This is a genomic window from Curtobacterium sp. PhB191 (assembly GCF_004346515.1).
Lineage (GTDB): Bacteria > Actinomycetota > Actinomycetes > Actinomycetales > Microbacteriaceae > Curtobacterium.
Window position 1 is genome coordinate 225097 of sequence record NZ_SMBV01000007.1, and the last position, 24156, is coordinate 249252.

General features: G+C 70.6%; 20 protein-coding genes and 1 tRNA gene. 8 read left to right on the forward strand and 13 right to left on the reverse strand.

Translation table 11 applies throughout. The annotated features are described in order from the left end of the window. Nucleotides 1-55: 55 nt before the first annotated feature. Nucleotides 56-664: a TetR/AcrR family transcriptional regulator gene (locus EDF48_RS13280; RefSeq protein ID WP_159573171.1), complete on the reverse strand. Its 609-nt coding sequence runs from the start codon at nucleotides 662-664 to the stop codon at nucleotides 56-58. Nucleotides 665-907: 243 nt separating this feature from the next. Further along, a complete protein-coding gene (locus EDF48_RS13285; RefSeq protein ID WP_123291876.1) occupies nucleotides 908-1693 on the reverse strand; it encodes a trimeric intracellular cation channel family protein in 786 nt (261 codons plus the stop codon). Between the two features lie 69 nt (nucleotides 1694-1762). On the opposite strand from EDF48_RS13285, the gene efeU reads away from it, so the two are divergent. From efeU to efeB, 3 genes are read left to right on the forward strand one after another with little or no spacing between them, the layout of a single operon-like run. Beyond that, nucleotides 1763-3358 carry an iron uptake transporter permease EfeU gene (efeU, locus tag EDF48_RS13290; protein ID WP_131880534.1) on the forward strand — a complete coding sequence of 532 codons (1596 nt, stop codon included), beginning with the start codon at nucleotides 1763-1765 and terminating at the stop codon, nucleotides 3356-3358. After that, on the forward strand, nucleotides 3345-4565 hold the full coding sequence (efeO, locus tag EDF48_RS13295) for an iron uptake system protein EfeO (RefSeq protein WP_131880536.1): 1221 nt from the start codon (nucleotides 3345-3347) through the stop codon (nucleotides 4563-4565). The genes efeU and efeO overlap by 14 nt, the downstream gene beginning before the upstream one ends. Then, complete coding sequence (gene efeB / locus EDF48_RS13300; protein ID WP_131880538.1) at nucleotides 4562-5863, forward strand: iron uptake transporter deferrochelatase/peroxidase subunit; 1302 nt, start codon at nucleotides 4562-4564, stop codon at nucleotides 5861-5863. Before efeO ends, efeB begins: the two co-directional genes overlap by 4 nt. A 329-nt stretch (nucleotides 5864-6192) precedes the next feature. On the opposite strand, the gene EDF48_RS13305 is transcribed toward efeB, so the two are convergent. The 3 genes from EDF48_RS13305 to EDF48_RS13315 form a co-directional block, all read right to left on the reverse strand. Then, nucleotides 6193-8547 carry a bifunctional UDP-sugar hydrolase/5'-nucleotidase gene (locus EDF48_RS13305; protein ID WP_131880540.1) on the reverse strand — a complete coding sequence of 785 codons (2355 nt, stop codon included), beginning with the start codon at nucleotides 8545-8547 and terminating at the stop codon, nucleotides 6193-6195. Between the two features lie 66 nt (nucleotides 8548-8613). After that, complete coding sequence (locus tag EDF48_RS13310) at nucleotides 8614-9549, reverse strand: sugar phosphate isomerase/epimerase (protein WP_131880542.1); 936 nt, start codon at nucleotides 9547-9549, stop codon at nucleotides 8614-8616. Continuing rightward, nucleotides 9546-10703, reverse strand: a complete 1158-nt coding sequence (locus tag EDF48_RS13315) for a Gfo/Idh/MocA family oxidoreductase (RefSeq protein WP_165932395.1) — start codon at nucleotides 10701-10703, stop codon at nucleotides 9546-9548. The genes EDF48_RS13310 and EDF48_RS13315 overlap by 4 nt, the downstream gene beginning before the upstream one ends. A gap of 76 nt (nucleotides 10704-10779) precedes the next feature. Here EDF48_RS13315 and EDF48_RS13320 point away from each other — a divergent pair, with 76 nt between their 5' ends. From EDF48_RS13320 to EDF48_RS13330, 3 genes are all read left to right on the forward strand, one after another. Further along, nucleotides 10780-12201: a glucose-6-phosphate dehydrogenase gene (locus tag EDF48_RS13320; RefSeq protein WP_131880544.1), complete on the forward strand. Its 1422-nt coding sequence runs from the start codon at nucleotides 10780-10782 to the stop codon at nucleotides 12199-12201. A 28-nt stretch (nucleotides 12202-12229) separates the two neighbouring features. After that, on the forward strand, nucleotides 12230-13015 hold the full coding sequence (locus EDF48_RS13325; RefSeq protein ID WP_131880546.1) for a dienelactone hydrolase family protein: 786 nt from the start codon (nucleotides 12230-12232) through the stop codon (nucleotides 13013-13015). A 110-nt stretch (nucleotides 13016-13125) separates the two neighbouring features. Further along, nucleotides 13126-13198, forward strand: a tRNA-Arg gene (locus EDF48_RS13330). Nucleotides 13199-13295: 97 nt separating this feature from the next. Here EDF48_RS13330 and EDF48_RS19145 read toward each other — a convergent pair. Next, complete coding sequence (locus EDF48_RS19145) at nucleotides 13296-13454, reverse strand: hypothetical protein (protein WP_159572282.1); 159 nt, start codon at nucleotides 13452-13454, stop codon at nucleotides 13296-13298. A 36-nt stretch (nucleotides 13455-13490) separates the two neighbouring features. On the opposite strand from EDF48_RS19145, the gene EDF48_RS13335 reads away from it, so the two are divergent. Then, on the forward strand, nucleotides 13491-13865 hold the full coding sequence (locus tag EDF48_RS13335; protein ID WP_243698105.1) for an HIT family protein: 375 nt from the start codon (nucleotides 13491-13493) through the stop codon (nucleotides 13863-13865). 64 nt (nucleotides 13866-13929) lie between these two features. Here EDF48_RS13335 and EDF48_RS13340 read toward each other — a convergent pair whose 3' ends face one another. From EDF48_RS13340 to EDF48_RS13370, 7 genes are all read right to left on the reverse strand, one after another. Next, on the reverse strand, nucleotides 13930-14253 hold the full coding sequence (locus EDF48_RS13340) for a DUF4190 domain-containing protein (RefSeq protein ID WP_165932396.1): 324 nt from the start codon (nucleotides 14251-14253) through the stop codon (nucleotides 13930-13932). Between the two features lie 239 nt (nucleotides 14254-14492). Beyond that, nucleotides 14493-16619, reverse strand: coding sequence for an acyltransferase family protein (locus EDF48_RS13345; RefSeq protein WP_165932397.1), 2127 nt, complete (start codon nucleotides 16617-16619; stop codon nucleotides 14493-14495). A gap of 238 nt (nucleotides 16620-16857) precedes the next feature. Continuing rightward, nucleotides 16858-17949, reverse strand: coding sequence for an alkene reductase (locus EDF48_RS13350; protein WP_131880555.1), 1092 nt, complete (start codon nucleotides 17947-17949; stop codon nucleotides 16858-16860). 41 nt (nucleotides 17950-17990) lie between these two features. Then, complete coding sequence (locus EDF48_RS13355) at nucleotides 17991-18203, reverse strand: hypothetical protein (protein WP_173169183.1); 213 nt, start codon at nucleotides 18201-18203, stop codon at nucleotides 17991-17993. A 52-nt stretch (nucleotides 18204-18255) separates the two neighbouring features. Then, nucleotides 18256-18696 carry a MarR family transcriptional regulator gene (locus tag EDF48_RS13360; RefSeq protein ID WP_111086213.1) on the reverse strand — a complete coding sequence of 147 codons (441 nt, stop codon included), beginning with the start codon at nucleotides 18694-18696 and terminating at the stop codon, nucleotides 18256-18258. A 300-nt stretch (nucleotides 18697-18996) separates the two neighbouring features. After that, nucleotides 18997-21672, reverse strand: a complete 2676-nt coding sequence (locus tag EDF48_RS13365) for an MMPL family transporter (RefSeq protein ID WP_131880557.1) — start codon at nucleotides 21670-21672, stop codon at nucleotides 18997-18999. Between the two features lie 75 nt (nucleotides 21673-21747). Beyond that, a complete protein-coding gene (locus EDF48_RS13370; protein ID WP_165901448.1) occupies nucleotides 21748-22386 on the reverse strand; it encodes a TetR/AcrR family transcriptional regulator in 639 nt (212 codons plus the stop codon). Nucleotides 22387-22570: 184 nt separating this feature from the next. On the opposite strand from EDF48_RS13370, the gene EDF48_RS13375 reads away from it, so the two are divergent. Beyond that, a complete protein-coding gene (locus tag EDF48_RS13375; RefSeq protein ID WP_131880562.1) occupies nucleotides 22571-24052 on the forward strand; it encodes a mannitol dehydrogenase family protein in 1482 nt (493 codons plus the stop codon). Nucleotides 24053-24156: the final 104 nt, after the last annotated feature.

Here is a 24156-nt window from a genome sequence, read left to right on the forward strand (position 1 = left end):
ACGCCGCAGCACCATGCCAGAGCGCCATGCCGCCGCGCCGTGCGCCGCCGCTCGGTCAGCGGCGGCGGACGACCGCCTCGACCAGGGCGGCGATGACCTCGCCGGGGTCGACCCCCGGCAGCGCGGGCCCGTCGAACACGACCCCGACGTTGGCGGCGACGAGCGCCGTGGCGAAGGCGTCGAGCGGCATGCCGGCGTCGACCTCCGGGTGCGCCCCGAACCACAGTCGCACCAGCTCGTGCACGCCGTCCTGCAGCACCCGTCGCTGCCGCACGAACTCGGGCAGCAGATCGGTGTGTCGGATCGCGTAGGCGCGGAACTCCGACAGCAGGGCGAACTGCGCGCGCTGGTCGTGCCGTCCGAAGGCTGCCCGCACGACGTCCGCGATGTCCGCCGCGGCGATGTCGGCACGGATGAGCTCCTGCAGCGACCCGAGCACCAGGTTCGTCCCGCGCTGCATGACCTGCGCGAGCAGGTCCTCCTTCGACGAGAAGTTCGAGTAGACCGCGCCCTTGCTGAACCCGGCGCGTGCGGCGACCTCGTCGAGACGGGCTCCGTGCACGCCCTGTTCGGCGAAGACGGCAGCGCCGGCGATGAGGAGACGTTCTCGGACCTCGGCCCGTGGTGTCCGCGGCGTGGGGGAGTCGGAGACGTCGTCGTTCATCGTTCCTGCCGGGGCGGGGCACCGGGGCTGGAACCCGGGCGGGCGAGCTGGGGGCGGGCGAGCTTGGGGTGGGAGACCTGCCGCGCCGCGCGTCTGATCACGCGCGGCATCAGCGAAGCCCCCATCACCACGTCTGCGCGGAACCGCCGCGTTCGGGTCGCGTCGGTTCGGTGCGGACGACATGAGCCGGGTCGATACCCGACGGTAGGGATGCTACGCCGGAGCACTGACAGATGACACCCCTCAGTCGTCGAACGAGGAATCCGTTGCCGTGTCGTGTTCTTCGCGGACACTGCCCGCTCCCGTGCGCCGTCCGGGGCGTCGGAGCAGCCGGAGTGCGTCGGGTCGCAGGCTCCGCCCGCGCCGCAGCAGCGAGCCGAGCGTCGACTTCGGCTGCCAATCACGACCGTTGGGCAGTCCCCAGCCGCGGCGGACCGCACCCCAGCGCAGACCGAGCGACAGCGCGATCGCGGCCACGATCCCGATCGACGGCGACCCGAGGGCGGACGCGACGACCATGACCACCGACGCCGCGACGGCCACGGTGGCGTACAGCGCGTTCCCGCCGAACACCGCTGGCACTCGGCGGAGCAGCAGGTCCCGCATCGCGCCGCCGCCGACCGCGGTGATCGTGCCCATGATGATCGCGGCGGGCCACTCCAGGCCGGCGTCGTAGGTGCGCTGCACCCCGACCACCGCCCAGAACCCGATCACCGCGGCGTCGAGCACGGTGAACAACCGGTCCCAGGTGATCTCGGAGAACGACACGAAGAAGGCGATGAGTGCCCCGGCCAGGGCGACCGGCACGTAGAGCGGGTCGACGAGTGCGACCGGGGGGCCGTTCTGCAGCAGGGTGTCGCGCAGCATGCCGCCGCCGAGCCCCGAGACGAAGCCGACGACCAGGAACCCGAACAGGTCGAAGTCCATCGCGCGGGCGATCGATCCACCGAGGAGGGCGGACGCGAACACCCCGGCGAGGTCGAGCACGTTCGTGACTGACGCCAGGCCATCGACGGACAGCAGGTTCATGAGAACCATCAAACCCCACGCCGAACGACTGGCGGGCCGAACGGCGGTTAGGTTAGCCTCACCTACGTCATGCTCGCCACTCTCGTCATCGGCCTCCGTGAAGGCCTCGAAGCGACGCTCATCGTCGGCATCATCGCCGCGTTCCTGCGTCGCAACCGTGTCCCCCTCGCCCCCATGTGGTTCGGCGTCGGGGTCGCCGTCGTGCTCAGCATCGGCGTCGGGTTCGGCCTGCAGGTCGTCGAGCAGGCCCTGCCGCAGGCGCAGCAGGAGGGCATGGAGGCGATCATCGGCATCGTCGCCGTGGTCTTCGTCACCGGCATGATCGTCTGGATGCGCACCCACGCGCGCACCCTGACCAAGGAACTCGAGGCGAGCGCGACCGAGGCGCTCGGCCGCGGCACCGCGTGGGCACTGGCCGGCATGGCCTTCCTCGCCGTGCTCAAGGAGGGCTTCGAGACCGCGGTCTTCCTCCTCGCGACCTTCCAGGCGTCGTCGGACACCGGTCTCGCCGCCCTCGGCGCGGTCATCGGCATCGCGGGCGCCGTCGTCATCGGCTACGGCATCTACACCGGCGGCGTCCGGCTGAACCTGTCGAAGTTCTTCACCGGCACCGGCGTCTTCCTGGTGTTCGTCGCCGGCGGGCTCGTGCTGACCGTGCTCCGGCGCGCGCACGAGGCCGGGTGGATCGTCATCGGGCAGCAGCGGACCGTCGACCTGTCCTGGCTCGCCCCGAACGGGTCGGTGCAGGGTGCGCTCGTCACGGGCGTGCTCGGCATCCCGCCGGATCCCCGGGTCATCGAGGTGCTCGGCTGGGTCCTGTACGTCGTGCCCGTCCTCGCCCTGACGCTCTGGCCCCGCGCCTGGCGTCCGTCGGCTGCACGCGTCCCGATGGTCCGCGCCACCGTCGCCGGAGCCCTCGCGGTGGCCGCAGCCGCGCTGGCGATCGCCGTCCCGACGGGCGGCGTCGACCTGCCCGGCTCCGCCACCGTCCGCGGCGACGCCACGTCCGTCTCGGCGGACGTCCACGGTGCGTCCGGCGTCCTCCGCGTCGCCGGCACCACCACCGGCCAGGAGGCACGGCTCACGTTGCCGACGTCGGCCCACCGCCGCGTGACCCGCGCGGGCGTGGCCGCCGACCGGTGGCGGATCCGCACGTCGGCCACCGCCGCGGACCGCCCGGCGACGCTGACGCTCGACGACCTCGTCGACTTGTTCGGCCGGATCCCCGTCGGCGTCTCGCCGTCGACGAACCCCGGCCCGTTCACCGCCCGCTGGGCGGTGCGCGACACCGTGACCCTCTGGACGGTCCGTGGTGGGGTCCTGGACGCCACCCGCGATGAACGCACCGTGCTGACGCTGAGCGGTGGGGGCCTCCCGTCCGCTCGCACCACGACCCTGGACCGCTCCGTGTGGTCCGTCCCCGACTCCCGCGTCGAGCAGGCAGCCACCTCGGTGGCGGCCGCGGACACGCGGGCTGCCGAGCTGCTGCTCTGGAAGGCCTGGTTGCCGATCGCCCTCGGCGTCGCAGCTGCCGCCCAGGCGCTGCTCGCGCTCCGTGACCGCCGTCGTCGGACGGCACCCGTGAACCCCACCCCCGAAACCGTCCCGACACGCGGCCCACCCGCCGGGGACCCTGCAAGGAGCAACGACTATGCCGTTCGGTAAGCCCGTTCGACCCCTGATCACCCTCGGCGCCCTCGGCGTCGTCACCGCCCTCGCACTGACCGGCTGCGCGAGCTCCGACGGTGCCTCCGACAGCTCCACCGACGCCGCGAAGGTCTCGCGCGTCACCATCACCCTGACGAACGACGGCTCGGACCAGTGCAAGGTCTCCGAGACGAAGGTCCCCGCCGGGCCGGTCACGTTCTCGGTGAAGAACGAGTCCTCGACCGCCATCACCGAGGTCGAACTGCTGCAGGACCAGCGGATCCTGGGCGAGAAGGAGAACCTCGCACCCGGCCTCGACGCCGTGCAGTTCACCGCGACCCTGACCGGTGGGGAGTACCAGGTGTACTGCCCCGGAGCCGACACCGAGCTCACCGACTTCACGGTCACGGGCAAGGTCACCTCGACCGCGAACAGCAGCGCCGCCACCCTGCTCGACGAGGGCACGAAGGGCTACGCCGACTACGTCGACGGCCAGGTCACCGACATGGTCACCGCGGTCGAACTGCTGCAGAAGGACATCGACGCCGGCGACCTCGACGCCGCGAAGACCGACTACGCGAACGCCCGACCGTTCTACGAGCACGTCGAGAGCGACGTCGACGGCTTCGTCAAGAAGGGCCACAAGGCGACCGACAACGCCGGCAACCTCGACTACCTGATCGACATGCGCGCCTCGAACCTCGACCCGGCCGTCGGCTGGAACGGGTTCCACGCCGTCGAGAAGGACCTGTTCCAGGCGGGGGAGATCACCGCGTCGACCAAGAAGACCGCGGCCGACCTGACCGAGAACGTGCAGCTGCTCGCGAAGCTCGTCCCGACGCTCGACTACAAGCCCGAGGACCTGGCGAACGGCGCCGCCGGCCTGCTCGAGGAGGTCCAGTCGAACAAGGTCACCGGTGAGGAAGAGGCGTACAGCCACATCGACCTCGTCGACCTCGCCGCCAACGTCGAGGGTGCCCGTCAGGCCTTCGCGTACCTCAAGCCGGGCCTGACGAAGCTCGACCCGACCCTGACGAAGCAGATCGCGAAGCAGTTCGACGCGACGAACGCGATGATGGACGGCTACCGCAACGCCGACGACCTCGGCGGCTTCGACACGTGGGACGCAGGCACCAAGAAGTCCGACGCGAACCGCATCTCGCAGCAGATCCAGGCCCTGCAGGACCCGCTGTCCCGCCTCGCCGAGAAGGTCGCCACCGCGTGACGCAGCCCGACGACGACCGTGCAGCCCGCACCGGGGTCTCCCGGCGCGGGCTGTTCGGCGCGGGGCTCGCCGCGGCCGGAGCCGGGGCGGGCGCCGCGGTCGGCATCGGCGGCGCGACGGCCGCGACGGGGGTCAACCCGTTCACGGCGGCCGCCAACGGTGACGAGTCCATCGACCTGTCCCAGAGCCACCCGTTCTACGCGACCGCCGCACGGCAGCCGCAGGGCGGGGTGCAGACCGCCCCCCAGCGGTACTGCGTCTTCATGACCTTCGACCTGTCCACCAGCGTCGCGACCGAGCTGCAGGTGCTCCTCGCCCGCTGGTCCGCGGCGATCGCGCAGCTGCAGGCGGGCAAGACCGTCGGCAGCGTCGAGCCCGCGCACGGTGACGGCGTCGGCGCGGACACCGGTGAGGCGCTCGACCTCGGCCCGGCGTCCCTGACGGTCACGGTGGGGTTCGGCCCCGGCGTGTTCGACGAGCGCTTCGGTCTGGCCGACAAGCGTCCGGCTGATCTCGCCGACGTGCCTCGGCTGCCGAGCGACAACCTGCAGGCCGGACTGACCGGCGGCGACCTGTCGTTGCAGGCCTGCGCCGACGACCCGCAGGTGGCGTATCACGCGGTCCGCGACCTGGCCCGGATGGCGCGGGGGACGGCCACCGTGCGGTGGACCGTGCTCGGCTTCGGTCGCGCGTCGGCCGGCCCGCACCAGACGACGCCGCGCAACCTGATGGGCTTCAAGGACGGCACCAGGAACATCACGACGGACGAGGACCACGACCGCTTCGTGTGGGTCGACGACCCGGGCGACGGTGCGGGGTGGATGACCGGCGGCACCTACCAGGTGGTGCGGAAGATCCGGATGAACATCGAGATCTGGGACGCCGACGTCGTCAGCGACCAGCAGCGCGTGTTCGGTCGGACCAAGATCGAGGGCGCACCGTTGTCCGGTGGGACCGAGCACACGACGCCGGACTTCGCGGCCACGGGGAAGGACGGTGCAGCGAAGATCGACGTGACGTCCCACATCGCCCTGGCCGCCCACGAGGCGAACGGCGGCGTGAAGATCCTGCGTCGTCCGTACAACTACACCGACGGCCTCAACGAGTACGGCCAGCTCGACGCCGGGTTGCTGTTCCTGGCGTACATGAACGACCCGGAGCACTTCACCCGGCTGCAGCGGAAGCTCGGCGCCTCGGACCGCTTGAACGAGTACATCTCGCACATCGGGTCCGCGGTGTTCGCGATCCCGCCGGCACCGCGCAAGGGGTCGTACATCGGCGAGCAGCTGTTCCGCTGACGGTGTCCGGAGCGCGCTGACGCCGCTGGGGGAGAGGGCGCCCTCCGCCGTTTCCCTGGAGGCGGAGGGCACCCGCGCCGCGGGGTCTCGTCGAACGGAACCACCGCCGACCTGAGAGGCGACCCGGCGCGACGCGTCGCGATGCGACAGCCCCGAGAGTACCCCGCCGGTCCCCGGATCCGCAGTGCGAGCGCCGCTATGGGACAGGGAGCGCGGCAGCGGATCGGCGCGCGGTGCGCGCCGGACGCGATCCGTGCCTCCCGGCGTGACGGAACGGGCCGCCTCACGGTGGTGAGACGGCCCGTTCGTGTCGGACGGGAGGCGCGGTGTCAGTCCGTCTGGACGCTCGCGTCGGTCCGTGCGCGCTTCCGACGCACGGCGACGAGTGCGGTGATGCCTGCCAGCAGGAGCAGACCCGCTGCGATCCCCGGCACCGTCAGGTCCGCGCCCGTGTAGGCGAGGTCACCGCCGGCGTTCGTGGAGTCGGCGGGGTCGCCCGCCAGGTCCGTGCCGGTGCCCGTGTCCGTTCCCGGAGCGTTGCCGTTGCCGTTGCCGGCACCCGGGGCGTCCCCGTTGCCCGCGCCCGGGTCAGCCGGGTCCGTGGGGTCGGTCGGGTCCGTGGGCTCGGTCGGGTCCGTCGGGTCGACGGCCGCGGCGAGCGGGATGGTCACGGCGAGCGTGATCGTCTGGCCGCCCGGCAGGGTGACGACGAGCGGCTCGTCCGTCGTCGCGGCGGCACGGGCAGCCGTCCGGACCGTCGCTGCGTCGGCCGACGACTCGACGGTCGGCACGGCGAAGGTCAGCGTCGCACGACCCTGCTCGTCGTTCGTGTCGACGATCGTCGGGTCGATCTCGGCGGTGGCGAGCTCGACGTCACCGGCGCTGACCGACACGGTGCCGGCTGCAGCGGGGTCGTCGCTGCTGAACACGAGCGACGACAGGTCGATGCTGATCTCGTCACCGGGCTGGAACCCGCCCTCGGGGGTCGGCGTGACCGTGGTGCCGACGGCACGCTGGTCGGACGGCGGGGTGACCGTCGGGTTGGCCAGGAAGTAGTCGACCTGCGCCTGCAGGTCGACCTGGCCCGAGTCGGCGATGTTCGCGCCGGTCGCGAAGGCGGCGAAGTTGTCGCCACCGGTCGACAGGAACGAGTTGACCGTCACCTTGAGGGTGTCGTCGAGGGCGATCGACTCGCCGTTCAAGGTCATGCCGGTGATGCGCTCGCCACGGCCCTTCGCGGGGTCGTAGGTGTACGCGAAGCCGTCCGAGACGCCGAGCTTGAGGAACGGACGCGGCAGGCCGTCCGGCTGCCACTGCTGCTCGAGGGCGTCCTTGATCTGCTGGCCGGTCATGTCCTCGGTGACGAGGGTGTTCGCGAACGGCTGGACGAGCGCGGCCTCCTTGTAGGTCACCGTGCCGTCCGGGTCGCCGGCACCGCTCGACGCGTAGACCATGTCCGTGCGCAGCCCGCCGGGGTTCATGAAGGCGATCTGCGAGCCGTTGCGCTCGGTCGCGGAGCGCTGCACCTCGGCGATGTAGTTGCCCAGGACGGACTCGCCGCCGCGGTTCTCGGTCGTGCGGTCCGACTGCACCGCACGACGCAGGTCGCCGGTGATCTCGCCGAGCTTCTTGCTGCCCTCGACGTCGGCGACGGCCTTCGCAGCCGTCACGATGTCGGCCACCGCGTCCACCGAGGTGGAATCGGCCGGCACGCGGTTCTCACCGTTGACCGACTTGACCTCGGACGTGATGCCGGTGAGCTGCTTGTCGGCGTCGACGGTGAGCTGCAGGTGTCCGTAGTTCACGCCGTAGGAACCGGTCTGGATCACCGGGCGGGTCGTACCGTCGGGACCCGCGATCTGGTGGTTGTAGGTCGCGTGGGTGTGTGCGGAGACGATCGCGGACACCTTCGACGAGACGCCCGAGGTGATCGTGCCGAACACGCCGGACCCGGTCGCGTCGGCGAGGGCGTTCGTGGGAGCACCCTCGTGCACCAGCAGGACGAGCACGTCGGCCTCGCCGTTGCCGTCGACACCGTCGGTGAGCTGGTCGGCGTACTTGTTGACCTGGCTGACGATCGGGGCCATCGCGAGGCCCTCGACACCGCCGGGGCTGACGAGCCCCGGGATGAGGTCCTCGGTGGTCGCGCCGATGAAGCCCACCTTCACGCCGCCCTTCTCCACGATGGAGTACGGCTCGAACGCGGGGTCGGTCGTGCCCTGCTTGACGATGTTCGCCGAGACGTAGGGCCAGTCGGCCCGGTCCTCGATGCGCCCGGTCAGGTCGTCCTGGCCCTTGTCGAGCTCGTGGTTGCCGATCGCGCTGACGTCGAGGTCCATGGCGTTGAGCGCATCGATCGTCGGGGCGTCCTGCTGGATCAGCGAGGTGAACGTCGAGGCACCGACGTTGTCGCCGACGCTGGCGAAGATCGTGTTCGGGTTGGCCTCGCGGTACGACTGCACGACACCGGCGAGCTTGGCGGCACCGGCGGCCTTGTCGACGGCGGTGCCCTCGGACTCGATGCGGCCGTGGAAGTCGTTGACGTCGATGATGTCGATCGTCGTGTCGCCCTCGGCGGCGACGGCGGTGGAGGGGACGGACAGTGCGACGAGCACACCCGCGGTGGCGAAGGCCGCGCCGCTGATGATGCGCCGTCGGCGGCGCGGAGAGGAGTGGAGGTTCATCGTCGGAGAACCTATGAGGACGCACAGCCGACCCGCCAGTGTCGGGTCGAAGTCGTCACACGACGTTCACATGAGCTGGGGGTCCTGTGCGATGAGGGGTCGGAGCGTGCGGTGGGCGATGCGCAGCCCTTCGAGGACCTTCTCGTCCGTGCCGCCCCAGAGCGGGTCCTCGTGCTCGACCGACAGGGTGCCGTCGAACCCCGCTTCGTACAGGCGGTCGACGACGTGCGGCCAGTCCACGACGCCACGGCCCGGCACCCGGAAGCGCCACCAGCCCATGTCCCACGGGTCGTCACCCTTGTCGACCTTGCCGAAGAACCCGTACGCGTCGCGCTTCCGGGGGAACAGCTCGAGGTCCTTCGCCTGCGCGTGCACGATGTGCTCGGCGAACGGCAGGATCGTCTCGACCGGGTCGATGCCGATCCAGGTCAGGTGCGACGGGTCCCAGTTCAGACCGAAGCCGAGGCCGGTGACCCAGCCCCAGAGCTCGGGGGAGTACGCCAGGTTGCCGGGGTAGCCGTCCGGGTGCCAGCCCTCCATCACGCAGTTCTCGATGATCAACCGCACGCCGCGCTCGCCGGCGTAGTCGACGAGCTCGGGGAGGACCCGGTCGCCGATCCGCATGTTGTCGACGACGCTGCGGCTCATGTCGCGGCCGATGAACGTGCCGACGTACGGCACGCCGAGCACCTGCGCGGCATCGATCGCGTGCTTGAGGTGGGTGCGGACCTCCTCGCGGCGGTCGAGGTCCTGGTGCAGGTTGTTCTCGTAGTACGCGAGCGCCGAGATCTCGAGGCCGTTGCGGTCGAGCAGGTCACGGGTCGCCGCAGCGTCCTCGTCGGTGAACGTCGCCACCGGCAGGTGCGCCGCCTCGAAGTCGCGGCCACCGGTGCCGGGCCACACGCCGACCTCGAGCCGCTCGTACCCCTGCTCGGCGGCGAAGTCCGCGATGCGGTCGAGGGGCCAGCCGGGCAGGCAGGCCGTCAGCATGCCGAGCTTCACCGGATCTCCCGCCACGTGGTCTCGGCCGCGCTGGTGATCACGGCGTCGATGATGTCGGCGGAACGTGCGCCGTCCGCGAAGGTCGGCAGGCCGTCGGGGGCCACACCGGTGCGGACCGCGGTGTAGGTGTCGGCGACGAACGCGGCGAAGGCGTCGAGGTACCCCTGCGGGTGCCCGGACGGCACGATCGCCAGACGCCGCTGGTCCGGGTACCCCTGCGACGGGTCGCGCACGACGATCTGCGCACCACGCTCGTTGCCGAACCACGCGGACTCGGGCTGTTCCTGGTCGAAGGCGGCGCTGCCCCGGGTGCCGTCGACCTCGAACCACAGGCGGTTCTTCCGACCGGACGCCACCTGCGAGATCACCACGTTGCCGATGCGCCCGGTGCCGGTGCGGAACGTCGCGACCGCGGTGTCCTCGGTGGTGACCTCGGCCCGTTCCGCAGCGTCGGCGACCGGGTCGGGGTCCGGCGAGCCGGAGAACGAGGGCCCCGAGGCCGCGGGCCGGGTCGGGTAGACGATGTCGGTCGCCGCGGACACCGAGGTGAAGCGCTCACCGGTGACGAACTCGACCAGGTCGCACCAGTGCGAGCCGATGTCGGCGAACGCGCGGGACAACCCGCTCGAGGTCGGGTCGACCCGCCAGCTCGAGGCGTCCTCGTCGAGCATCCAGTCCTGCAGGTAGTGGCCGTGCACGGCGAGCAGTCGACCGAGGTCCCCGTCGGCGATGCGTGCGCGGATCTCACGGATCATCGGGTGGTAGCGGTACACGAACGGCACCGTGGCGACGACACCGGCACCCGCCGCCGCGGCGACGAGTTCGGCGGCCTGCGCCGGGTCGATCGCGAGGGGCTTCTCGCACACCACGTGGATGCCCGCGGCGATGACCGCCATCGCCTGCGGGTGGTGCTGGTCGTTCGGCGTGCAGATGTGCACGACGTCGGGGGCGTCCGCGATGACGTCGTCGAGCGAGGCGTACCCACGAGGCAGGTCGAGTTGCGCCGCGACCTGCTCGGAGCGCGATGCGTTCCGGCCGAGCACCCCGAGCACCTCGGCACCGGCGGCCCGGGCCGCGCGGGCGTGGACCCCCGCGATCATGCCGGTGCCGATCACGACGACGCGGAGGCGTCGTCCTTCGTACCCACTGCTCATGGTGCTCCCTCGCGCCGAACTGTCACCACCGTAGCGGCCCGGCCGTCCACCGGGGCCGATGAGTACGGTCGGAGGCATGTCGAGCCTCCAGACCAGCCTGCTCATCCTCGGAGCCAGCGGCGACCTGTCCAAGCGCCTGCTCCTGCCGGGTCTCGCGACCCTGCTCGAGGTCAAGGACGACTGGGACGTCCAGCTCATCGGGGCGGGTGTCGAGGACCTCTCCGACGCCGACTGGAAGGTGCAGGTGCGCGAGTCCTTCGAGAACGCGCAGGCCTCGAAGAACGAGGGCGACGAAGGCGCGGAGGGCGAGTCGTCGCTGTCGGAGCGGCTGCAGGCCGTGATCGACGCGTCCTCGTACCGCAAGGCCGACGTCACGAGCGCCGACGACCTGCGCGCGCTGCTCGGAGCCTGCGACCACGACCCCGCGATCTACTTCGCGCTGCCCCCGGCCGTGACCGAGAAGAGCTGCGAACAGCTCGCCCACCTCGACCTGCCGAAGCGCACCCGCCTGGCGCTCGAGAAGCCGTTCGGTACCGACGCCGCCAGCGCCGAGCACCTGAACGACCTGCTGCACTCGTTCATCCCCGAGGAGCGGATCCACCGGGTCGACCACTTCCTCGGCCGTTCGACGGTGCTCAACCTGATCGGACTCCGCTTCGCGAACCGCATCATCGAGCCCCTGCTGTCCTCGCAGCACGTCGAACGCGTCGACATCGTGTACGACGAGACCCTCGGGCTCGAGGGCCGTGCGCGTTACTACGACAAGGCCGGTGCCCTCACCGACATGATCCAGAGCCACCTGCTCCAGGTCATGGCCGTCGTGGCGATGGAGGCACCGGCGTCGATCGACGCCGACGACCTGCGCACCCAGAAGGAACTCGTGCTGCGCGCCGTGCGGCCGTGGGGCGGCGACGTCGTCGCCGCCGGCAAGCGCGCCCGGTACACCGCGGGCACGGTCGGCGACCGCAAGCTGCCGTCGTACGCCGACGAGGACGGCGTCGACCCCTCGCTCGGCACCGAGACCCTCGCCCAGCTGACCCTCGAGATCGCGAACTGGCGATGGGCCGGCGTCCCCTTCACGCTGCGTTCCGGCAAGGCGCTCGCGAAGCAGCGCCGCGAGATCGTCATCACGTTCAAGGACTCCCCGCAGGTGCCCGTCGGCCTGTCCGGTGCCGCCCACCCGGACCGGCTCCGGATCTGGATCGCCCCGGACGAGATGCAGCTCGAGCTGAACGTCAACGGGCCCGGCGACCCGTACACGATCGACCGCACGAGTCTCGAGACGACGTTCAACCCCGGACGACTCAGCGCCTACGGCGAGGTCCTGGCCGGTGTGCTCGAGGGCGATGCGACGCTGTCGGTCCGCGGTGACAGTGCCGTGCAGGGCTGGAAGGTCGTCGGACCGTTCCTCGAGGCGTGGAAGGCCGGCACGACGCCGCTCGACGAGTACCCGGCCGGGTCGAGCGGTCCTGAGGACTGGGACAACATCGACGCCTGAGCCGGACGGCGGCGTAGCGTCGGACGACGTGACCACCATCGACGACGTCCTGCAGACCGTTCCCGAACCCGCCGGCGCCGACATCCGTGTCGAGCCCGTCCACTACGACCACGAGGGCACCGACCTGCTCGGCGTGCTCGCGAAGGACGCTGCCGTGGCCGGACCCCGCCCGGCCGTCCTGGTCGTGCACGACTGGCACGGCGTGAACGAGCACGTCGAAGCGCGCGTGACGATGCTCGCCCGCCTCGGCTACGTGGCGTTCGGTGCGGACATCTACGGCGCCGGCATTCGGCCCGGTGACGACACCGCCGGCCAGGTCGCCGGGTCGTACTACCAGGACCTGCCGTTGCTCCGGGCACGTGCGACCGCCGGACTCGAGCGGCTGCGACAGGACCCCGACGTCGACCCCGCCCGCATCGTCGTCATCGGCTACTGCTTCGGCGGCTCCACCGCGATCGAGCTCGCACGCACCGGCGCGGACCTGGTCGGAGCGGTGTCGTTCCACGGCGGCCTCATCACGCACGACCCCGCCGACGCCTCGGCGATCCGGGCGAAGTTGCTCGTGCTGACCGGGGGAGCGGACCCCGTCGTGCCCGACGACGCCGTGCACGCCTGGCAGGACGAGATGCGCACCGAGCCCGGCGTCGACTGGCAGGTCGTCACCTACGCCGGGGCCATGCACGCGTTCGCCGTGCCCGGGACCGACGCGCCCGACCACGGCGCCCAATACCAGGAGCGCGCCGATCGCCGATCGTGGCAGGCGCTGCGGGTGTTCCTGGCCGAGGTCTTCGACGAGGAGGCCGCGGCGCTGTGACGTCGGGGGCTCGGCTGTCGCCTCGCGACACGCCGGGTGGAGCGGTCGGGCGGCCTCGATTGGCGCCCGGGCCGGAGCTGTTGTAGAGTCTTCCACGGCCGCAAGGCCACGCGCTCGTAGCTCAATGGATAGAGCATCTGACTACGGATCAGAAGGTTGGGGGTTCGAGTCCCTTCGAGCGCACAGTGCCGGTTGAACGGCATGACACCGAACAGATGAAGGGCCCCGGCGGATTCCGCCGGGGCCCTTCGTCGTTGGTGGTTCGTGCGCGAGTCGTGTTTCACCGACGCTGACGCCCGAGCAGCGCGATCCCCAGCACGACCAGCGCCACGACGACGAGCCCGACGACGACGAGCAGGGGGAGCAGGTCGATCGACGCGGTGTCGTGGCACTCGACGGTTCCCACGGCACAGGAGGCGAGGACGGTCGTCGTGGTCATGGTCCGAGTGAAGCACGGCGAGGTTGGATGGGGAACATGACGACGACGTCCGTGTTCGAACTGGTACCACGCACGCAGTGGGTCGCGGAAGACGAGTTCATCTTCGCGATCCTCGATGCACACCCGGTGTCACCTGGTCACACGCTCGTCATCCCGAAGCGGCGGATCACCAGCTGGTTCGATGCGACCGAGGGAGAGCTCGCCGGGATGACCCGGATGGTGGCGCTGCTGAAGGCCCGGCTCGACGAGCAGCACCACCCCGACGGCTACAACGTCGGGTTCAACGACGGATCGGCCGCTGGCCAGACCGTCTTCCACGCCCACCTGCACGTCATCCCGCGCTTCGACGGCGATGTCGCGGCGCCGGCTGGCGGGGTGCGGCACGCCGTCATCGGGCGCGGCCACTCCTGAGCGCGGTGGCCGGTGGTCAGTGGCCAGTGGCCAGTGGCCAGTGGCCGGAGGACGGGGCGACGAGTCAGCCCCAGAGGTGGATCGTCGAGTCGATGACGCCGGACAGCGCGAGGGCTCCGGGGACGAGCACGCCGAACAGCGTGAGCGTCGCGCCGATCAGGATGGCCGCGAACGCCAGTCCGTCCCCGCGCTCGCCGGTCCGTCGGACTTCGTGCCGCGCGATGAACCCGACGACGACGCCGCCGATCGGGGCGACGAAGGCGAGCGCGATCGCCACGACGGCGAGCAGGCTCAGCGGCGCGAGTCCGGGCGTCCCGTCCGTGCTCGGGGCGGAGGCGGTCGGTGCGGAGGCGGCCGGCGCGGAACGCTCGGGGGCGAGGTCGGTCACGGGAGTCTTCCGTTCAGTCGGCGCACGTGGCGAGCTGCGGGCGTGCGAGGTCCGCTCAAGAGTAGAGCGACGGCGCCCGGAGCGGAGGCCCGCATTCGGGGTCCAGCTGCCCGGTCGGGCGACTTCGTGAGCAGAAATGGTCGGGTTCATCGACGGGACTCGACCATTTGTGCTCACGAAGCGCACGCGCTCACGAAGCGCATGGCTCACGAAGCGCACGCGCGTACGCGCTCACGCGCTCAGCGCCCGAGCGCCGTGAGCTGCTTCTGCAACCCGCGCTCGAGGTACGGCTCCAACGACGTCGCCCACGTCGCCGTGATGTGCGTGGTGTCCCGGTAGACCAGCACGCCGCCGATCACCGCGGGGCAGGTCGTCTCGGTGCAGTAGTAGTCGGTCAGGTCGATCACCCCGGCTCGTCCTCCGGCGGCCTTGAACGCCCGCACGGCCTCGATCGAGGAGTCGGTCTGGGCGAGCGCCTCGGAGCGGGGCCGGTCGCACGACGTGTTCGTCGGCCCGGACATCTTGCTCACACAGGCGATGACGTCGGGCCGGGGGACCGGGTTGTCACGGATCGCGATGACGGGGAGTTCGTCGCCGGCGGCCTGCTCCCAGGCGTCGACGAGGCCGTTGCGGGTGGCGATGTCGCGTGAGGCTCCGGCCGGCAGGCTGACGGGCATCTGCGTGGCGGAGTGGGTGACGACCAGGGCGTCGGCGTCGCGGTGGGCGCGGACGTAGTCGATGGCCGCGTGCTTCCACGCGTTGCAGCCGCGCAGCGCGCCGGCGTTCACCGAGTTCTGCTGCGCCGTGGTGAGGTAGCAGCCGCCGATGCCGGCCATGTCGATGCGCCACCCGTTTTCTTCGGCGATCTTCTCGTAGGCGCCGAGCAGGGCGTTGCTGTGCGAGTCGCCGATGACGATCAGGTGCTTCGACCAGCCGGTCGCCTTGCCGAGCACGCAGGTGCGGAAGGTGCCGCTCCAGCACTCGGGGCGGTTCGCGTCGTCGTCCTCGGCAGCGGCGGGGTCGGGGACGCGCGTGTCGGCCAGCGCCGGGTCGACGCAGGGGTCGGCGGAGCTGATCCGTGCGGCTGCGCCGATGCAGGACTCGTCGTCCTGTGCCCGTTCGGTCGCGAGCCGCTTCGTGAGCTGCTCGGTGGCGCCTTCGGCGTGGACCTCCTGCACGTAGACGGCGGTCAGGGTCGAGGCGCCGAGGGTCACGACCGTGAAGGTGCAGATGACGCCGAGGGCGACGACCCCGCGGGGCCGCAGGTCGCGCAGCCAGGTCGAGAAGCGGACGGGTTCCTCGAACCAGATGGTCGTGACGGCGGCGAGTCCGACCGACACCAGGAGCACCGAGGTGCTGGTCGCCCAGTCGAGCGGGCGTCCGAGCATGATCGGCAGGATCACGACGAGCGGCCAGTGCCAGAGGTACAGCGCGTAGGAGATCCGTCCGGTGAACGCGACCGGTCCGAGCGCGCCGATCGACTCGAACACGGTGCGTCCGCCGAACAGCACCACAAGGGTCGCACCGGCGACGGGGAGCAGCGCGGCGATCCCGGGGAACGGCGTCTCCGCCCCGATGACGAACAGGGACAGGACGAGGGCCACGGCGCCGATGCTCGTCAGGATCATGCGCACCCGCCGGGCGACCTCGGTGCGGACCTCGGGCAGGTGCACGGTCGCGGCGAGGCCGCCCAGTGCGAACTCCCACGCGCGGGTGCCGGTGGAGAAGTACGCGACGCCGGGGTTCGTGCTGGTCTGCACGATGCTCCACACCAGGGACAGCACGACGACCGCGCCGAGCAGCAGGCGTGCGGTGGTCAGCGTCGAGAGGCGCCCGCGCACGGCCACGGCCAACCCGATCAACAGCAGCGGCAGGACGATGTAGAACTGCTCCTCGACCGACAGCGACCAGAAGTGCTGGAACGGCGAGGGGTCGTCCGCCGAGGCCAGGTAGTCGACCGAGTTCGCCGCCAGCTCCCAGTTCTGCAGGTAGACGGTCGACGCGATGAGCTCGCGGCCGTACTGCCCCCACAGTGCGCTCGGCACGGCGACGAGCACCGCTGCGCCGGTGGTGGTGATGGTGAGGAACGCGGCCGGCAGCAGGCGTTTGGCCCGGCGGGACCAGAACCGACCGAGGTGGATCGTGCCGGTGGCGAGCTGTTCGCGCAGCAGGAGTCCGGTGATGAGGAACCCGGAGATCACGAAGAAGACGTCGACCCCGACGAACCCGCCCCGCAGGGCGTGCGGCCACAGGTGGTACACGACGACGGCCAGCACCGCGAACGCGCGGAGAGCCTGGATGTCCCACCGCGTCGTGTCGCGCGCGCGGTGCGCGGGGCCCCGCTCGCCCGGCGTTGCAGTGTTCACTGCGACGATCCTACGAGAAGCGCGTCACGCCCTGGGACGGCACGCGAGAAGACGGGAGGCCCGTGGCGGTCTCGCCACGGGCCTCCCGTCCGTCGTTCGCTCGCCCCCACCCCGTGGGGTTCCGAGACCTCGGAACCTCGCGGGCACGCACCGTCCTGATCGGAACCTCGACGGAACGCACGCGGGGTGTCGTGGAACCTCGACGCAGCGCGCGTCGCGTGTCGATCCGCGCGCAGCGTCAGACGCTCGCGCGCACCTCGGCCAGCGACGGGTAGTCGGTGTAGCCCTCGGCGCCCGCGCCGTAGAAGAGCTCGGGGCGGGGCTCGTTCAGCTCCGCGTCCTGCTCCCAGCGGTGGGCGAGGTCCGGGTTCGCGATGGCGGGACGACCGACCGCGATCGCGTCGGCGATGTCCTGGTCGTGGACGACGGTGATCGCTTCCTCACGCGTCGTCATCGCGCTGAAGCCCGAGTTGACGATGAAGGGTGCGCCCGCGGTGCGGCGGACGTGCTGCACGAGGTCGCCGGTCGGCTCGGCGTGCAGGACGTCGATGAAGGCGAGTCCGAGCGGCGCGAGGCCCTCGGCGACCGCGGTGTAGGTCGCGCGGACGTCGGCCGCGTCGTCCTCGATGACGCCCTGGATGCCGTGCTCGGGCGACAGGCGGATGCCGGTGCGGTCCGCGCCGACGGCCTCGGCGACGGCGGTCGTGACCTCGATCGCGAAGCGGGCGCGGTTCTCGGGGGAACCGCCGTACTGGTCGGTGCGGGTGTTGGACACCGGGGACATGAACTCGTGCACCAGGTAGCCGTTGGCGCCGTGGACCTCGACGCCGTCGAGTCCGGCGGCGATCGCGTTGCGGGCAGCCTGCGCGAAGCCCTGCACGGCGTCCTGCACCTCGGCGGTGGTCAGCTCGTGGGGGACGGGCATGTCGGCCTTGCCGGTCGCGGTGTGGGTCTGACCGGGAGCGGCGATGGCGCTCGGGGCGACGATGCGCGGCGTCTGCGAGATGTCGGGGTGCGAGACACGGCCACCGTGCATGAGCTGCATCACGATGGTGCCGCCCTCGGCGTGCACGGCGTCGGCGACGCGGCGCCAGCCGGCGATCTGCTCGTCGGTCTCGATGCCGGGCTGCCCGGGGTAGGAGCGGCCTTCCTGCACGGGCCAGGTGCCCTCGGTGATGATCATGCCGAGGCCCGCACGCTGACGGTAGTGCTCGACGAGCAGGTCGTTCGGGATGCCGTGCTCACCGGCGCGGGTGCGCGTGAGCGGGGCCATGACGACGCGGTTCGACAGGCGCAGGGCGCCGAAGGAGGTGGGTTCGAAGAGCTTCACGAGGGAGTGGAACGTCGTGTTGCTCGGTGCAATTCCCGCCGTCAGTCGCGCGGGCAGACCAGGGTCGACGAACGGACCTGGCCCTCGGGGCGGATCACCTGGTGCAGGGAGAGGGGCTTGCCGCAGATCGGGCAGCCGCGGTCCACTGACCGGTCGTCGACCCCCTCGGGGTGTCCGGCGCCGATCTGCGACGGTCCCATCTTGTTGATGAGCGTCGTGTTCCACCGTTCGTACCACTTGCCGAAGCGCCCCACGGTGTGTCCTTTCGTTCGTGCACGAACCATTATGGCACCATCGGCCCCGGGATCACACCTGGTCGACCCGCTCCAGCAGTTCCGTCAGGTCGTCCTTGAGCGCTTCGAGGCGTTCCAGTGGCCACCCGAGCCGGTCCGCGACCGCCAGGGGGACCGCTCGTGCGCGGTCGCGCAGGGCCCGCCCGGCCGTGGTGAGCGAGACCTCGAGCTGCCGTTCGTCGGCGGCGCTGCGGGTCCGGCGGACGTAGCCGGAGGCCTCGAGTCGCTTGAGCAATGGGCTGAGGGTGGCTGAGTCGAGCCGCAGTTCGCCGGCGATCTCGCGCACCGACCGGGGATCCTGCTCCCAGAGTGCGAGCATCACGAGGTACTGCGGATGCGTCAGGCCCATCGGCTCGAGCAGGTCGCGGTACAGCCCGATGACGCTCCGGCTCGTGGCCGCGAGGGCGAAGCAGAGCTGCCGGTCGAGCGCGAGCGGGTCGGGTGCGGAGGTCATGCGCCCACGATACCGTTCGCCCACGAAGTGTTCCGGGGTCCTCTCACGATGCCGCGCGGGCGCTTCCATGCGTGAGCAGGATCCGACAGAACACCAGTCGATCAACGCGTGTTCTGTCGCACGTTGCGGCCGCATCAGATGCGTGCGCATGTTCCGACGTTCCACGCGTCGATCAACGGGTGGATCGTCGGAAGGTGCGGACGCATGCGTCCGGCCGCCGGGCGCGGGGTGGGCGCACGCACGGGAGGCCCGGTGCCGGTCTAGTGGACCGGCCCCGGGCCTCCAGGCTGGGTGCGTCGACTACGCGCGGTGCGCGGGCGGGTGCCCCGACTCGTGCGCGTTGGCGTCCGGCGCCACGGGGAGGGCGTGCGACCCCGTGTGGGTGTCCTCGTGACCGGGCTGACCGGGCTGGCCCGGCTGACCGGCGACCGGGTGCGACCGCTCGAGCTTCGCGCCCTCGACGTCGACGTCCGGCACGATCCGGTCGAGCCACTTCGGGAACCACCACGCGCTCTGGCCGAGCAGGTGCATCGCAGCCGGGATCAGCAGCATGCGGACGACGAACGCGTCGATGAGCACACCGAACGCCAGCCCGAAGCCGATCGGCTTGATGGTGGAGGAGTCCGAGAAGATGAAGCCCGCGAACACCGAGATCATGATGATCGCCGCTGCCGTGACCACCGCGCGACCGGCGTGCAGCCCGCGCTGGACCGCGACCTTCGCCGAGGCGCCGTGGGCGTAAGCCTCACGCATGCCGGACACCAGGAACAGCTGGTAGTCCATCGCCAGACCGAACAGGATGCCGATCTCGATGATGGGCAGGAAGCTCAGGATCGGCGCCGGGTCGTGCACGCCGAACACGGAGCCGAGCCAGCCCCACTGGTAGATCGCGGTCAGGCCACCGAAGGACGCCATCACGGACAGGATGAAGCCCGCCGTCGCCGTGATCGGGACCAGGAAGGACCGGAACACGATGATCAGGATGATGAGCGACAGGCCGACGACCACCACGAGGTAGAGCGGCAGGACGTTCGACAGCTTCTCGGACACGTCGATGTTGGCGGACGCGTTGCCCGCGACTCCGAGCGTGACCGTGCCGTCGTCGGTCGTGACGGTCTGCTCGCGCAGGTCCTTGACCAGGTTCTCGGTGGAGATGCTGTCGGGACCGCCGCCGGGCTTCACCTGGAACGCGATGATGTCGCGGTCCGACGAGGTGCCGATCGGCAGGACGGCCTTGACGTCGTCGTTCTTCGCCAGGGCTTCACCGATGGTGACCTCGGTCGCGGTGACGTCCGACTTGCTGATCGACTCGGGCAACGTCGCGACGACGAGCAGCGGGCCGTTCTGGCCGGCGCCGAACTCCTCGTCGAGGGCCTTGTACGCCTTGTACTGGCTCGAGTCGACGGACTCGGACGCACCGGTCGGCAGGCCGAGGCGCATCTGCGTCGCGGGGAGTGCGATGACACCGAGCACGGCGACACCGGCGACGAGCGTGACGATCGCGCGCCAGGTCTTCATCGGCTTGTTCGGCACCCGGGTCGAGCCGGTGTTGCCGATCTTCGCGCGCTCCTTCTTCCGCAGGATCCGCATCCCGATCAGGGAGAGCAGCGCCGGGGTGAACGAAGTGGCGATGAGGATCGCGAAGAACACCGCGACCGCACCGACCGTGCCCATCAGCCCGAGGAACGGGATGCCGGTGATGTTCAGCGCGAGCAGCGCGACGATGACGGTCGCACCGGCGAACACCACGGCGTTGCCCGAGGTGCCGTTCGCGAGGCCGATGGACTCGTGCACCTGCATGCCCTGCTTCAGCTGGGTGCGGTGTCGGTTCAGGATGAAGAGCGAGTAGTCGATGCCGACCGCCAGGCCCAACATCACCCCCAGCACCGGCGTGACCGAGATGAACTCGACCAGGCCGGAGAACGACAGCGAGGCAAGTGACGCCACGCCGACACCGAGCACGGCGCTGACGAGTGGGATCGCCGCACCGATGACGGTGCGGAGCATCAGGAAGAGCACGAGCGCGGCGATGATGACGCCGACGATCTCGCCCGGGCCGAGGATCGACGGCACGCCCTGCGCGATGTCGTTCGACACGTAGACGTTCACGCCGCTGATGTCGGCCGAGTCGGCGTCGTCCGCGATGGCGGTCTTCGTGTCGGCGGGGACCTCGTAGGTCGACTTCGTGAACTGGACCGTGCCGATGGCGGCGCTGCCGTTCGACGACACGAAGCGGACGTCCTTCGACAGGTCGAGGAGCTTCGAGCCCTGCTCCAGCTCGTCGGCGCTGTCGTCGAGCTTCTTCGTGTTGGCGTCGATCGTCTTCTGCGCGTCGGCGATCTGCTTTTCGCCGGCGTCGATCTGCGCCTGCTGGGCGTCGATCTGGGCCTGCGCCTGCTGGAGCTGTGCCGCTGCGGCCTGCGCCTGCGCTGCGGGGAGCGCTGCGCCGGCGGCCTCGCCCTGGGCCTTCTGGGCGTCGAGCTGCGCCTGGGCGTCCTCGATCTGCTGCTTGCCGGAGGTCAGCTGCGCCTTCTGGGCGTCGAGCTGGTCCTGGCCGGTCTCGAGCTTCGCGCGGCCGTCGGTGATCTCCTTGCGGCCGTCGACGATCTTCTGGCGCTGCTCGTCGAGCTGGTCCTGGGTGTCGAAGCCGCTCGTTGCGCCCTTGACGCCGTCGAGCTTCTCGACCTTGGTCAGGAAGTCCGCGACCTCCGACTTCTGCGCGTCGGTGAACGCCTTGCCGTTCTTCGTCTCGAAGACGATCGTGCCGTTGCCGCCGTTCGCCGACGGGAACTTGTCGGCGAGCTCGTCCTGCACCTGACTGGTCTTGGTGTTCGGGATCGAGATCGCCGACGAGATCGTGCCCGAGAAGAGGCTGTAGGTGACGCCGGCGACGGCCATGATCACCACCCAGGTGATGATCACGAGCCAGTGGCGTCGTGCGGAGAACCGTCCGAGACGGTAGAGGAGACCGGCCATGCGGTTGCCCCGTTCCTTTCGTTGCAGGTGCTGTGTGGAGCGGGGTGCGCCGGTGGACCCCTGGGGAGGGAAGTGTCAGTCGGTGGGCATGTAGCCGCTGCGGACGCTGTGCACGAGTCGTGCCAGCAGGGCGTCCCAGTCGGCGACGGACTGCTCGTCGATCGCGGGGCCGGAGGTGGCCAGCCAGTGTTCCGCGATCACGACGATGCCGCTCATGAGCGACTCGACGAGCAGGGCGGCGTCGAGGGGATCCGCCGCCGGGTAGCGGCGTGCCACCTCGTCGCGGAGTCGTTCGGTGACCCGCGAGAACGCCGTCTGGGTGAGGACCGCGGCCTTCGGGTCGTCCTTGCCCGGGTCGCCGAGGATCCGGTACATGCTCGAGATCGCGGCTGCCAGGTCGGCTCCGCGTGCGGCGGACTCGAGCTCGTCGAACATCGAGGCCCGGCTGCCGTCGCCGACCGGGGTGCGTGCCATGTCGGCGAGGAACCGGTCGATGATCACGGACAGCTCCTGCTCGCACACGGCCAGCAGGACCTCGTCGAGCGAGGCGAAGTGGTTGAACACCGTCCGCCGCGCGATGTCGGCCCGTGCTGCCAGGTCGTCGACGCTGAACTCGCGGCCGCCGCGTTCGTCGACCAGGTCGCGTGCGGCCTGCAGGATCGCCGCACGGTGTTTCGCCTTGAGGGCGGCGCGGCGGTCGGTCGTGAGGGTCACGAATGAGAACACTAGGTGCATCGATGCACTCGGTGCAACGACTACGAGTGCATCCTCAGGTTCGTACCCCGCGGTGGAAACTCGGTTCTGAACAGATGTGCGCGTGGTTGACTGCACCCAGCACGACCGCCGGTGCGACCGGCGGCGTGACCGCCAGAACGACCGCCGTACGAAGGAGTACCCGATGCCCGTCCGCCTGTCCCCGGAGACCCTCGACGAGATCGCCGCGAGCGGTGTCGCCGTCCCGACCTACGACCGCAGCGGGATCACCGCCGGCATCGTGCACTTCGGCGTCGGCGGTTTCCACCGCGCGCACCAGGCGATGGTGATCGACCGGCTGCTCCAGCAGGGCGAGGCGCGCGAGTACGGCATCTGCGGCGTCGGTGTCCTCGAGCAGGACCGCCGGATGGCCACGGCCATGGCGGAGCAGGGCGGGCTCTACACGCTCGTCCTCAAGCACCCCGACGGCACCCGCGAGTCCCGCGTCGTCGGCAGCATCGTCGACTACCTGCTCGCCGTCGACGACCCGGACGCCGTCGTCGAGAAGATGGCGCACCCGGACACCAGGATCGTCAGCCTGACCATCACCGAGGGCGGCTACAACTTCGACCACGTCACCGGCGAGTTCGTCGCGGACGAGCCCGGCGTCGCGGCCGACCTGCGCGGCGACGGACCACCCCGCACCGTGTTCGGCCTGGTCGTGGCAGCGCTGCAGCGGCGCCGGGAGCGCGGGCTGGAACCGTTCACCGTGATGTCGTGCGACAACATCCAGGGCAACGGGCACGTCGCCCGCGACATGTTCAACGCCTACGCACGCCTGCAGGACCCGGCGTTCGCCGACTGGATGGACGAGCACGTGTCGTTCCCGAACTCGATGGTCGACCGCATCACCCCGGTCACCGCCGACGAAGACCGCGCCTGGGTCCGCGACGAGCTCGGCATCGAGGACGCCTGGCCCGTCGTCGCCGAACCGTTCTTCCAGTGGGTGCTCGAGGACGACCACCCCGCCGGACGTCCGCCGTACCAGGACGCTGACGTGCAGATCGTCGAGGACGTCGAGCCGTACGAGCTGATGAAGCTCCGGTTGCTCAACGCCTCGCACCAGGGCCTGTGCTACTTCGGGTACCTCTCGGGGTACCGCTACGCGCACGAGGCCACGCAGGACCCCGCGATCGCCACGTTCCTGCGCCGCTACATGGACGAAGAGGGCTCGCCGACCCTGCACCCCGTGCCCGGCATCGACCTCGAGGACTACAAGTCCACCCTCATCGAGCGCTTCCAGAACCCCGAGGTCCGCGACACCCTGGCCCGGCTCTGTGCCGAGTCGAGCGACCGGATCCCGAAGTGGCTGCTGCCGGTGGTCCGCGACAACCTCGCCGCCGGCCGGCCCGTCACGCTGTCCGCCGGCATCGTCGCGTCGTGGGCGCGCTACGACGAGGGAACGGACGAGTCCGGCGAGCCGATCCAGATCGTCGACCGGCTGGCCGAACCGCTGCACCGCATCGCCCTCACCCAGCGCGACGACCGGCTCGCCTTCATCGCGAACCGGCAGGTCTTCGGCGACCTGATCGACGACGAACGGTTCGTCGCGGCGTACCGCGACGCCCTCGACGGGCTCATCGCCGACGGCGCCCACGCCACGGTCGAACGCTTGTCGCGTTCCTGACGCGAGTCGCGCTCTGCGCGTGACCCGACGGCGGACGGGAGGCCCGGTGCCAGCTGGCACCGTGCCTCCCGTCCGGTGCCGGTCGCGTCACGGGCTATGGTCGC

Excerpts from the sequence above, each read along its gene's own strand:
- EDF48_RS13335 (WP_243698105.1), top strand. The coding sequence starts at position 13,491 with ATGACGACGACGTCCGTGTTCGAACTGGTACCACGCACGCAGTGGGTC.
- EDF48_RS13305 (WP_131880540.1), bottom strand. The coding sequence starts at position 8,547 with ATGAACCTCCACTCCTCTCCGCGCCGCCGACGGCGCATCATCAGCGGC.
- EDF48_RS13365 (WP_131880557.1), bottom strand. The coding sequence starts at position 21,672 with ATGGCCGGTCTCCTCTACCGTCTCGGACGGTTCTCCGCACGACGCCAC.
- EDF48_RS19145 (WP_159572282.1), bottom strand. The coding sequence starts at position 13,454 with ATGACCACGACGACCGTCCTCGCCTCCTGTGCCGTGGGAACCGTCGAG.
- efeU (WP_131880534.1), top strand. The coding sequence starts at position 1,763 with ATGCTCGCCACTCTCGTCATCGGCCTCCGTGAAGGCCTCGAAGCGACG.
- EDF48_RS13315 (WP_165932395.1), bottom strand. The coding sequence starts at position 10,703 with ATGAGCAGTGGGTACGAAGGACGACGCCTCCGCGTCGTCGTGATCGGC.
- EDF48_RS13375 (WP_131880562.1), top strand. The coding sequence starts at position 22,571 with ATGCCCGTCCGCCTGTCCCCGGAGACCCTCGACGAGATCGCCGCGAGC.
- efeO (WP_131880536.1), top strand. The coding sequence starts at position 3,345 with ATGCCGTTCGGTAAGCCCGTTCGACCCCTGATCACCCTCGGCGCCCTC.
- EDF48_RS13285 (WP_123291876.1), bottom strand. The coding sequence starts at position 1,693 with ATGAACCTGCTGTCCGTCGATGGCCTGGCGTCAGTCACGAACGTGCTC.
- EDF48_RS13320 (WP_131880544.1), top strand. The coding sequence starts at position 10,780 with ATGTCGAGCCTCCAGACCAGCCTGCTCATCCTCGGAGCCAGCGGCGAC.
- EDF48_RS13280 (WP_159573171.1), bottom strand. The coding sequence starts at position 664 with ATGAACGACGACGTCTCCGACTCCCCCACGCCGCGGACACCACGGGCC.
- EDF48_RS13360 (WP_111086213.1), bottom strand. The coding sequence starts at position 18,696 with ATGACCTCCGCACCCGACCCGCTCGCGCTCGACCGGCAGCTCTGCTTC.